This window comes from uncultured Limnohabitans sp. (genome assembly GCF_937889215.1).
Taxonomy (GTDB): Bacteria; Pseudomonadota; Gammaproteobacteria; order Burkholderiales; family Burkholderiaceae_C; genus Limnohabitans_A.
In genome coordinates, this window is record NZ_CALBEX010000290.1 from 1 (window position 1) to 10,248 (window position 10,248).

A 10,248-nucleotide genomic window follows, 5' to 3' on the forward strand; every position below is an offset into this window, starting at 1 on the left:
GGTGGTAGAAAGAAACAACTGATTTATGACCGCTTTGCTTCCAACCATCGAATCACCGGCCGATGTGCGCCGCTTGCCACGCACGGACTTGTCTCGCTTGGCCGATGAGGTGCGTCATTGCGTGCTTGACAACGTGTCCAAAACAGGCGGCCACCTGAGCTCCAACTTGGGCACGGTGGAACTCACCGTGGCCTTGCATTACGTTTTCAACACGCCTGAAGACCGCATCGTCTGGGACGTGGGGCACCAAACTTACCCGCACAAAATTCTCACAGGCCGTCGCGAGCGCATGCCCACGTTGCGCCAGTTTGATGGGTTGTCGGGTTTTCCGCGCCGCGACGAGAGCGAATACGACACCTTTGGCACGGCACACTCGTCGACCAGCATTTCGGCCGCTTTGGGCATGGCCGTGGCGGCACGCCAAAAAGGCGAGTCACGCCACTCGATCGCGGTGATTGGCGACGGCGCCATGACCGCAGGCATGGCCTTCGAAGCCCTGAACAACGCGGGCGTGGAAGATTGCAAACTGCTGGTGATCTTGAACGACAACGACATGTCGATCAGCCCGCCCGTGGGGGCGCTCAACCGCTATTTGGCGCAGCTCATGAGCGGACGTTTTTACTCGGCTGCCAAGGCCGGTGCCAAAAATGTGCTCAAAAACGCGCCGCCCTTGTTTGAGCTGGCCAAGCGCTTGGAAGAAACCGCCAAAGGCATGGTGGTGCCCGCCACGCTTTTTGAGAAATTCGGCTTCAACTACATCGGCCCGATCGACGGGCACGACCTGGAGTCGCTGATTCCGATGCTGGAAAACATCAAAAACCTGGACGGCCCGCAGTTTTTGCATGTGGTGACCAAAAAAGGCCAGGGCTATGAAAAAGCCGAAGCCGACCCAGTGGCATACCACGGCCCAGGCAAGTTTGACCCCAGCGTGGGCTTGGTGCCCGCGGCCACGCCCGCCAAAACCACCTTCACCCAGGTGTTTGGCCAGTGGCTGTGCGACATGGCCGAGAAAGACATGCGCCTGGTCGGCATCACGCCCGCCATGCGCGAGGGCTCGGGCATGGTGGCGTTTCACCAGCGCTTCCCCAAACGTTATTACGACGTTGGCATTGCCGAACAGCACGCCGTGACCTTTGCTGCGGGCTTGGCCTGCGAGGGGCTCAAGCCTGTGGTGGCGATTTATTCCACCTTTTTGCAGCGGGGTTACGACCAACTGATCCACGATGTGGCCTTGCAAAACTTGCCCGTGGTGTTCGCGATTGACCGGGCCGGCCTGGTGGGGGCCGATGGCGCCACCCACGCGGGGGCTTATGACATTGCATACATCCGCTGCATCCCTAACATGAGCCTGGCCTGCCCAGCCGATGAGCGCGAGTGCCGCCAACTGCTTAGCACCGCTTACGCGCAAAACCACCCGGTGGCCGTGCGTTACCCGCGTGGGGCGGGGGTGGGCACGGAGCCTGGTCGCGATTTGGACACCTTGCCGTTTGGCAAGGGCGAAGTGCGCCGACAGGGTGATAAATTGGCCATTTTGGCCTTTGGCACTCTGCTGGGTCCGGCCTTACAGGCTGCTGAAAAGCTCAACGCCACCGTGGTCAATATGCGTTGGGTCAAGCCGCTGGATGTCGACTTGTTGGCCCAAATTGCGCAAACCCACGAACGCATCGTCACGGTGGAAGAAGGCTGTGTCATGGGCGGCGCTGGCAGCGCTGTGGCCGAGGCCCTGCAGACCTTGCAAATTTTGCGGCCTGTTTTGCAGTTGGGCTTGCCCGACGAATTCATTGAACACGGCGACCCTGCCAAGTTGCTGGCCATGCAAGGCCTGGATGCGGCAGGCATCGAGACCGCCATTGGGCAACGCTGGCCGGGCTGAAATGGCTTCAACACCTCTTTGAAAACCGCTCAGGTTTCCCCCAGAATTATCAAAACACCATTCATTTTGATGGTTTGAAGAGGGTAAACCCCCACCTCAGGGGCGCGTTTCGCTTTCTACAATACGCAGGTGTTTGTTTTTCATGGCCCGATGTTTTGGGTCGGTTTCAAATTTCCACAAGGAGTCCCTTCATGGATCGTCGTTCCCTCATCAAAAACACTGGCATGGCCGGTATTTTGGCCGCAGGCGTTGCCCCTGCCGTTCACGCTCAGGCCGCTTTGCGCTGGCGTCTGACTTCCAGCTTCCCTAAGGCGCTGGATACTTTGTTCGGTGTGAACGACGTGTTTGCTGCCAAAGTCAAAGAAATGACGGGTGGTAAGTTTGTCATCACCACCCACGCTGCTGGTGAACTGGTGCCTGCTTTTGGCACGATCGACGCCACCAAAGACGGCACTGTGGAAATGTCCAACACCGCGCCTTACTATTACTTCGGTAAGGACGAGACCTTTGCTTTGGGTTGCGCCATCCCCTTTGGTTTGAACAGCCGCCAGATGTCGGCCTGGATGTACCAGGGCAACGGCCTGAAGCTGTTCCGCGAGTTCTACAGCAACTACAACATCGTGAACTTCCCCATGGGCAACACAGGCGCCCAGATGGGTGGCTGGTTCCGCAAGCCTTTCAAGTCGCTGGCCGAGTTCAAAGGCACGAAGTTCCGTGTCGGCGGCTTTGGTGGCAAAGTGGTTGCCCGCATTGGCGGTGTGCCCCAGAACATTCCAGGCGGTGAAATTTACCAAGCCTTGGAAAAAGGCACAATCGACGCTGCCGAGTGGGTGGGTCCATACGACGATTTGAAACTGGGTTTCTACAAAGTGGCCAAGTACTATGCTTACCCAGGCTGGTGGGAAGGCGGTCCTCAGTTGGACCTGCACATCAACAAGCAAGCTTGGGACAGCCTGTCCAGCGAGTACAAGGCCATTGTGGAAGCCGCTTCGGTTTACGCCCACAACGACATGCAAACCCGTTACGACGCCCGCAACGCGGCAGCGCTCAAGACGCTGGTGGCAGGTGGTGCCAAGTTGTTCCCATTCCCCAAAGACATGATGGACGCGGCGTTCAAAGAATCCAATGCTTTGTACGCAGAGATTGGCGAGAAAAACGCCAACTGGAAAAAAATCTACGCCGACTACGCTGGTTTCCGCAAAGAAGCCAACCAGTGGTTCCGCTTCACCGAAGCCCGCTTCGACAACTACATGCAATCGGCCAAGCTGTAACTCAGCCGCGCACGACCGCACAGCAAAAGGCCCTTCGGGGCCTTTTGTTTTGAGCGGTGCACAGCGCCCATGCCCCTCAGGCACACTTTCATGCAGCACATTGATCTTTCTTACCAATGGCAGCCTCAGAGCCGTGAGGCGGTGCGCAACCGCCAAAGTCCGTTGCGCAACCCGCTCATGGATTTGTTGCAGGCCGTGCGCCATGCGGGCTCTATTGCGGGGGCGGCTAAGTTTCTGAATTTGTCTTATCGGCATGTGTGGGGCGAGCTCAAGCGCTGGGAGCAAGCCATGGGGCAGCCCTTGATTCTTTGGGAAAAAGGCCAAGCAGCAAGGCTATCGGGCTTTGCAGACAAATTGTTGTGGGCCGAGCGACAAGCGCAAGCCCGTTTGGCGCCTCAGATCAGTGCGCTCCAAGCGGAGCTCGAAAAAACTTTCGCCGTGGCCTTCGACCCCGACCACCAAGTCTTGCCGATTTTTGCCAGCCATGACGACGCGCTGGTCGGGTTGCGCGAGACGGCGGCGGCGCAGTCATTGCATTTGGATCTTCGTTTTTGTGGCAGCGTGGATGCCATCCGTGCCTTGAACGAGGGGCGTTGTCATGTGGCCGGGTTTCATGCGCCGTGGCAGCCTGGCGCGCAGTCTTTGGTGGCGCGCACCTACAAGCCTTTGCTCAAGCCTGGGCTGCACAAGCTGATGGGTTTCGCCACACGCGAGCAAGGCTTGATGGTGGCCCCAGGCAATCCACGGCGCTTGCAGGGGGTGCGTGATCTTTTTCAAAGCGGTGTTCGATTTGTCAATCGAAGTGTGGGGACAGGCACACGTTTGTTGTTGGACCAGAGCCTGGAAGAAGCCGGTTTGGCAGCAGCGAACTTGACGGGCTACGACCATGAAGAAAATTCACATGCCGCCGTGGCCGCCTGCATTGCGTCCGGGCAGGCCGATGCGGGATTGGGCATTGCCAGTGCTGCACATGTGCAGGGTCTGGATTTTGTGGCCTTGTCACAAGAGCACTATTGGTTGGTGTGTCTGGCCTCGGCCTTGGAGACAGCGCCGGTCCAGGAGCTGCGGCGGCTCCTGCACAGCGCCGCATGGCAAGCCCATTTGCAGTCTATGCCGGGTTACACCCCATCGGCGTGGACAGGTCAGGTCCAGTCTTTGCGCAGCATGTTGCCGTGGTGGACATTCAAAACCCAGCGGGCAGGTGACAGGGTTAACCCTCAATTTACAAGCCCCTGAAATGACTTCCACGACATTGCCAAAAATATCACCCTCGCATTTCACGTTTTTCGGTATTTGAATGTCTGCAGGGTCCTACAATGGCCCCTGTTTTTCCGGAGTAAGCCATGTCTTTTTTCATGATGATTTCACGCGGAATTGACCGCTTGAATCAAACCGTGGGGCAACTCACCACCTGGTTGATTTTGGTCACCACTTTGATCAGCGCAGGCAATGCGATCGTCCGCAAGGCCTTTGATCTCAGCTCCAATGCCTTGCTCGAAGTTCAGTGGTATTTGTTTGCTGCGGTGTTCATGCTGGGGGCGGGTTATGGCTTGCTGAAAAACTCACATGTGCGCATTGATTTCATCTCCGGCATGCTCAGTCCGCGCACCCGCAATTGGATCGATGTAGGCGGCATCTTGTTGGCCTTGTTTCCTTTTTGCCTCATTTGCATTTACCTGTCTTGGCCGCTGTTCGTTCAGGCCTACGACACGGGTGAAATGTCTTCCAATGCAGGTGGCCTCATCCGCTGGCCTGTGTATGCGCTGGTGCCTGCCGGCTTTGCCTTGCTCATGCTGCAAGGTGTGTCGGAGTTGATCAAGCGTTTGTCATTTTTGATGGGTCAGGGTGAAGACGTTTTGTCTTCCGAAGAAGCCATGTCTGACGAACAAAAAGAATTGCTGGCGTTGGAAAAGCTTGCACAAGAGCAAGCGCAGGGAGCACGTTGATGGAAACCACTTTTCTGGCAATCAATTTTGTGCCAATCATGTTTGGCGGCTTGCTGCTGCTGCTGCTGACGGGATTCCCCGTTGCATTTGCGTTGGCCGCATGCGGCTTGGCTTTCGGTTTCATTGGCATGGAGGCTGGCATTTTCCCGCCTTCGTTATTCCAAGCCTTGCCTTTGCGCATCTTTGGCATCATGCAAAACGACACCTTGCTGGCCATCCCGTTTTTCACCTTCATGGGCATCATCTTGCAAAAATCTGGCATGGCCGAAGACCTGCTGGAAACCGTTGGGCAGGTGTTCGGTCCTGTTCGCGGCGGCGTGGCGATTGCCGTGGTCTTGGTTGGTGCCTTGCTGGCAGCGACCACGGGCGTGGTGGCTGCTGCCGTGATTTCCATGGGCTTGATTTCACTGCCCATCATGCTGCGATACGGGTACAGCCGGGTCATTGCCACGGGGGCCATCACGGCCTCTGGCACTTTGGCACAAGCGCTGCCGCCGTCTTTGGTCTTGATCGTTCTGGCTGACCAAATGGGCCGCTCTGTGGGCGACATGTACGCCGGTGCTTTGCTGCCGGGTTTGTTGCTGGTGGGCCTGTATGTGTTGTTCATCATCGGCGTCGCCATCTTTAAGCCAGCCATGGTGCCCGCCTTGCCGCCGGAGGCGCGCATCTACCGTGAGCCCAATGGCAAGTCGGGCCATGTCTCGCTGATGTTCTTGCTGATTTTGTGTGCTGTGGTGGGTTTTGCTTGGGCTTCGGCGCATGACAGCATCATGATGACTTGGATGGAACGTACCCAAGCGGCCCCTGCGGACGAAGTGGTCATCATGTCGATGACTGTCACCTCTTTGGTGGCTTTGTCCTTGGCCGTGTTCAATCGGATCACGGGGATGGGCTTGTTGTCCAAGTTGGCCGAGCAAGTGACCTTTGTCTTGATGCCGCCGCTGATCCTGATTTTCTTGGTCTTGGGCACCATCTTTTTGGGCGTGGCCACGCCCACTGAAGGCGGCGCCATGGGGGCTTTAGGTGCCTTGATTTTGGCCATGGCCAAACGCCGCTTGGCCTTGCCTTTGTTGAGCCAGGCGCTTGAAAACACAGCCAAGCTGGCCTCGTTTGTGCTGTTCATCCTGATCGGTTCCACCGTGTTCAGCTTCACCTTCAATGCGGCCGATGGCCACATTTGGGTGGAACACTTGTTCTTGGACATGCCGGGTGGGGCGATCGGTTTCTTGATCGTGGTGAACATCCTGATTTTTATTTTGGGCATGTTCATCGACTTCTTTGAAATCGCCTTCATCGTGATCCCGATCTTGGCTCCTGTGGCCGAGAAAATCTTGCCCGGCATGGTGCCCGGCATGACGGCGGACCAGGCCATGATTTGGTTTGGGGTGATCGTCGCGATGAATTTGCAGACCTCGTTTCTGACGCCGCCCTTTGGTTTTGCCTTGTTTTATTTGCGCAGCGTGGCGCCCAAAAACGATTACAAAGACCGCATCACGGGCGAGAACATCAAGGCCGTCAAGACCACTGAGATCTACAAGGGCTCGATCGCCTTCATTGTGCTGCAGGTGATCATGGTGGCCTCCATCATTGCGTTCCCGAATTTGGTAACGGGCGGCATTCAAGAAGGGGTCAAGATTGACGCCGATGCGGCTTTGGAAAGAATGCTCGATGCTGAAAGTGGGTCTTCTTACGAAGACGAAGTGCCGGCGCTTGATGCACTGGACGGGCCTAAAGAGGATGCGGCTGTCGATGGCGAAGACGACCCGGCCAAAGCCCTGGAAGCCGAGATGAAGGCTGACAAGAAGTAAGCGCAAGCTGGGCCCCTCAATGGGGCTGCTTGAGTCTTGCAAAAGAGCCCGGTTCGCCGGGCTTTTTTGTGGGCTTTATTTGGGCATGGCACAACGCCACAGGGGTGTGTTGAGAGGGCTATGCAAAGCGTTTCATAGTGGACACCCCTCATGCCGCACAGGGTGCTTGTCCCTTAGCATTCACAGCGCTCTATGAACACCTTCACCGACAGCGTCCTGACGGCGCTGAACCTCGTCATTTCTTTCGATCCCGCTTTGTGGGTGGTCGTCACTCGGTCCTTGGCCGTGAGTGCCACGGCCTGCTTGCTGGCCTATGGCTTGGGCGTGGCGCTGGGGGCTTGGTTGGCTGTGTCGCGTTTTCGTGGTCGCGGGGCGGTGCTGGTGGGCTTGAACACCTTGCTGGCGCTGCCTTCCGTGGTGGTGGGCCTGGTGGTGTATTTGCTGCTCTCGCGCACCGGGCCTTTGGGCTTTTTGGGCTGGATGTTCAGCTTTCAGGCCATGGTGTTGGCCCAGTTCATTTTGGTGGTGCCCGTGGTCACGGCGCTCACACGCCAGGTGGTCGAAGATGTGGAGCGCCAGCACGGTGAGCAGTGGGCTTCACTGGGCGCAGGTCCTTGGGTGCGCAGTTTGCTGTTGGCCTGGGACGAACGCCTCGCTTTGCTGACCATTGCCGTGACAGCCTTTGGCCGCGCCATCTCGGAAGTGGGCGCGGTGATGATTGTGGGCGGCAACATCGACGGCTTCACGCGTGTCATGACCACCGCCATTGCACTAGAGACCAGCAAGGGCGATTTGCCGCTGGCGCTGGGTTTGGGCATGGTCTTGCTGGCGGTGGTGTTGCTGCTCAATGCGCTGGTGGCGGGTCTGCGCCTGTGGGGCGGACGTCGGGATGCGCGGCCAGCACTTCGGCGATCAGAGGCCGGTGTCGGTGCTCAGGCATGAAGCCCTATCTGTTTGCTTTGGACGGGGTGGGCGTCGAATTGGGGGGGCAGATGGCCTTGACGGACGTGAGCCTGCGCATCGAGGCGGGCGAGCGCGTGGCCTTGGTCGGGTCGAATGGATCGGGCAAGAGCACCTTGCTGCGCACGCTGCATGCTTTGCAGCCACCCTCTCATGGGCATCTCGTGCAAGCGCCAGGCCTGCGTCAAGCCATGTTGTTCCAACGCCCGCATGTGCTGCGACTGTCGGCTTTGAACAATGTGGCGTTGGGCGTGTGGCTCGATCGCTCGCGAAGCCTGAACTGGCGGGATGCTTCAATGCTGGCGCTGCAGGCTTTGCAGCGCGTGGGGCTGCAATCGGTGGCCAGGCAGAACGGACACCAGTTGTCAGGTGGGCAGCAGCAGCGATTGGCGTTGGCCCGCGCTTGGGCGCGTCGCCCCGATGTCTTGCTGCTCGACGAGCCCACGGCCAGCCTGGACCCCAATGCCAAACGCGAAGTCGAGGCCTTGATGGCCGACTTTGCGAGCAGCCAAGAGCGCCCGCTGACCCTGATTTGGGCCAGCCACAACTTGGGCCAGGTCAAGCGCTTGGCCACCCGTGTCATTTACCTGCAGACGGGTCGCGTTCTGGCTGATTTACCCGTGGCCGATTTTTTCAACCCCGATCTGTTGGTTGAGTGCAGTCCAGCAGCCCATGCGTTTGTTCAAGGAGAACTTTCATGACCTTCCCATCTTCCATCACCCGTCGCGCCTTGGTTTGTGCGGTTTTGGCCAGCACCTCGGTGTGGGCGCAAGCCCAATCCATCGTGATGTCGTCCACCACATCGACCGAGCAATCGGGCTTGTTCACACACTTGTTGCCCGCCTTCAAAAAGGTCAGTGGTTTGGATGTGAAAGTGGTGGCGCTGGGCACTGGCCAGGCACTGGACATGGCCCGGCGCGGTGACGCCGATGTGCTTTTTGTGCACGACAAGGTGGCTGAAGACAAATTTGTGGCCGAAGGCTTTGGCATCCAGCGTTTCCCAGTGATGTACAACGACTTTGTGCTGATTGGCCCCAAAAGCGATCCAGCAGGCCTGAAAGGCCATGACATCGTGGCGGCTTTGGCCAAGTTGTCGGCAGGTAACGCCGCTTTCATTTCTCGGGGCGACAAAAGTGGCACCCATGCGGCCGAGCTGCGGTTTTGGAAAGCGGCCAATTTGAGCGATCAAAAAGGCAGCGGCTACAAGGAGTGCGGTTGCGGCATGGGCCCGGCGCTGAACATGGCGGCCTCGGCAGGGGCCTACGTCATGGCCGACCGCGCCACTTGGCTCAACTTCAAGAACCGCGCCGATCTGGCCATTTTGGTGGAGGGTGACAAGCGCTTGTTCAACCAATACGGCGTGATGGTGGTCAACCCTGCCAAGCATGCGCATGTCAAGCAGGCCGATGCCCAGAAGTTTGTGGATTGGATCACCTCGGCGGCAGGTCAGGGTGTCATCGCTGACTACAAAATTGGCGGTGAGCAGTTGTTCTTCCCGAACGCGGGCAAGTGAGGCTCAAGCCCTGGGCGCACCGAGTTTGCGGTACAGCGTGGCGCGGCTGATGCCCAGTGTGCGAGCGGCTTCAGCCACGTTGCCTCGCGCTTGGGCCACAGCTTGCCGAATCATGTCAGCCTGCGCATCTTTGAGTGGCTTGAGTTGGGTGTTGGTTGACCGCTGCGATCTTTGTTCTGAGGGGGTTGAGGCCGCGTGGCCAGGTCGCAAAGCTTCAATTTGCAAGCGCAGGCCAGACCACAACGGCAACTCTTGTTGGTTGATTTGACGGGTGGCTGCATCAAAGAGGTTTTCCCAAGGCGAGGCAAACACATCACTGGCGTGCAAGGCGGACCCATGAGTGGCGGGTGCCAAAGACAGCATTTGCCTGGCTGCGGGGTTGGCCCCCACGATCTGGCCATCGCGGTCGAGGGTCAGCAATCCATCGCTGTCGTCACCGGGCTGATGGCCGGGCCAGTTCAGGCGTAGCGCCAAGGCGTGGTCGGTCGCCAAGAGCCAGCTGTTTTCGATGCTGCGGGCCGAGCGACGCACCAGGTGTTTCAAGGCTGGGCGCTCAGCGCTCTCGATGCCTGTCAGGTCCAGCATGCCTGCGCACAGGCCGTCCGGGCCGAATACGGGGGCACCTGCGCAGCTGTAAGCGCCCGTGTCATTAAAAAAGTGGTCACCTCTGTGCAGCCACACTGGCTGCAATTCGCTCAGGGCGGCACTGATGGCGGTGGTGCCGACGGCTTCCTCTGACAGGTTCACACCCACGCGAGCAATCACCTCGGCGCGGCGGTCTTGCCGGTCCACTGGTCCGTGGACGTCGACCACAACGCCCTGCGCATTGGTCAGGATGGCGAAGTAGCGGATGTCGGCAATGGCCCGGGCCAACTCG

At 58.5% G+C, this 10,248-nt stretch carries 9 protein-coding genes; 8 read left to right on the forward strand and 1 reads right to left on the reverse strand.

All coding sequences use genetic code 11. The features are described from left to right. Window positions 1-25: 25 nt before the first annotated feature. The 8 genes from dxs to Q0341_RS07320 all read left to right on the forward strand — a co-directional run bounded on the left by dxs (window position 26) and on the right by Q0341_RS07320 (window position 9,371). On the forward strand, window positions 26-1,873 hold the full coding sequence (gene dxs / locus Q0341_RS07285; protein ID WP_299511601.1) for a 1-deoxy-D-xylulose-5-phosphate synthase: 1,848 nt from the start codon (window positions 26-28) through the stop codon (window positions 1,871-1,873). A 191-nt stretch (window positions 1,874-2,064) separates the two neighbouring features. Beyond that, on the forward strand, window positions 2,065-3,144 hold the full coding sequence (dctP, locus tag Q0341_RS07290) for a TRAP transporter substrate-binding protein DctP (protein WP_299511603.1): 1,080 nt from the start codon (window positions 2,065-2,067) through the stop codon (window positions 3,142-3,144). A 90-nt stretch (window positions 3,145-3,234) separates the two neighbouring features. Next, on the forward strand, window positions 3,235-4,380 hold the full coding sequence (locus Q0341_RS07295) for a substrate-binding domain-containing protein (RefSeq protein WP_299511605.1): 1,146 nt from the start codon (window positions 3,235-3,237) through the stop codon (window positions 4,378-4,380). A gap of 107 nt (window positions 4,381-4,487) precedes the next feature. Then, window positions 4,488-5,090, forward strand: a complete 603-nt coding sequence (locus tag Q0341_RS07300) for a TRAP transporter small permease subunit (protein WP_299511607.1) — start codon at window positions 4,488-4,490, stop codon at window positions 5,088-5,090. Beyond that, window positions 5,090-6,898, forward strand: coding sequence for a TRAP transporter large permease subunit (locus Q0341_RS07305; protein WP_299511610.1), 1,809 nt, complete (start codon window positions 5,090-5,092; stop codon window positions 6,896-6,898). Before Q0341_RS07300 ends, Q0341_RS07305 begins: the two co-directional genes overlap by 1 nt. A gap of 192 nt (window positions 6,899-7,090) precedes the next feature. Continuing rightward, window positions 7,091-7,840 (forward strand): ABC transporter permease, encoded by a 750-nt coding sequence (locus Q0341_RS07310; RefSeq protein ID WP_299511612.1) that lies wholly within the window; start codon window positions 7,091-7,093, stop codon window positions 7,838-7,840. Beyond that, a complete protein-coding gene (locus tag Q0341_RS07315; RefSeq protein ID WP_299511614.1) occupies window positions 7,837-8,559 on the forward strand; it encodes an ATP-binding cassette domain-containing protein in 723 nt (240 codons plus the stop codon). The genes Q0341_RS07310 and Q0341_RS07315 overlap by 4 nt, the downstream gene beginning before the upstream one ends. Next, window positions 8,556-9,371, forward strand: a complete 816-nt coding sequence (locus Q0341_RS07320) for a substrate-binding domain-containing protein (RefSeq protein WP_299511616.1) — start codon at window positions 8,556-8,558, stop codon at window positions 9,369-9,371. The genes Q0341_RS07315 and Q0341_RS07320 overlap by 4 nt, the downstream gene beginning before the upstream one ends. A gap of 3 nt (window positions 9,372-9,374) precedes the next feature. On the opposite strand, the gene Q0341_RS07325 is transcribed toward Q0341_RS07320, so the two are convergent. Then, window positions 9,375-10,248 (reverse strand): helix-turn-helix domain-containing protein (locus Q0341_RS07325; protein WP_299511619.1); only part of this gene is annotated, 874 nt, incomplete at its 5' end.

What these genes read in the sequence shown, in the direction of transcription:
- dxs (WP_299511601.1), top strand. Translation starts at nt 26, where the DNA reads ATGACCGCTTTGCTTCCAACCATCGAATCACCGGCCGATGTGCGCCGC.
- dctP (WP_299511603.1), top strand. Translation starts at nt 2,065, where the DNA reads ATGGATCGTCGTTCCCTCATCAAAAACACTGGCATGGCCGGTATTTTG.
- Q0341_RS07295 (WP_299511605.1), top strand. Translation starts at nt 3,235, where the DNA reads ATGCAGCACATTGATCTTTCTTACCAATGGCAGCCTCAGAGCCGTGAG.
- Q0341_RS07300 (WP_299511607.1), top strand. Translation starts at nt 4,488, where the DNA reads ATGTCTTTTTTCATGATGATTTCACGCGGAATTGACCGCTTGAATCAA.
- Q0341_RS07305 (WP_299511610.1), top strand. Translation starts at nt 5,090, where the DNA reads ATGGAAACCACTTTTCTGGCAATCAATTTTGTGCCAATCATGTTTGGC.
- Q0341_RS07310 (WP_299511612.1), top strand. Translation starts at nt 7,091, where the DNA reads ATGAACACCTTCACCGACAGCGTCCTGACGGCGCTGAACCTCGTCATT.
- Q0341_RS07315 (WP_299511614.1), top strand. Translation starts at nt 7,837, where the DNA reads ATGAAGCCCTATCTGTTTGCTTTGGACGGGGTGGGCGTCGAATTGGGG.
- Q0341_RS07320 (WP_299511616.1), top strand. Translation starts at nt 8,556, where the DNA reads ATGACCTTCCCATCTTCCATCACCCGTCGCGCCTTGGTTTGTGCGGTT.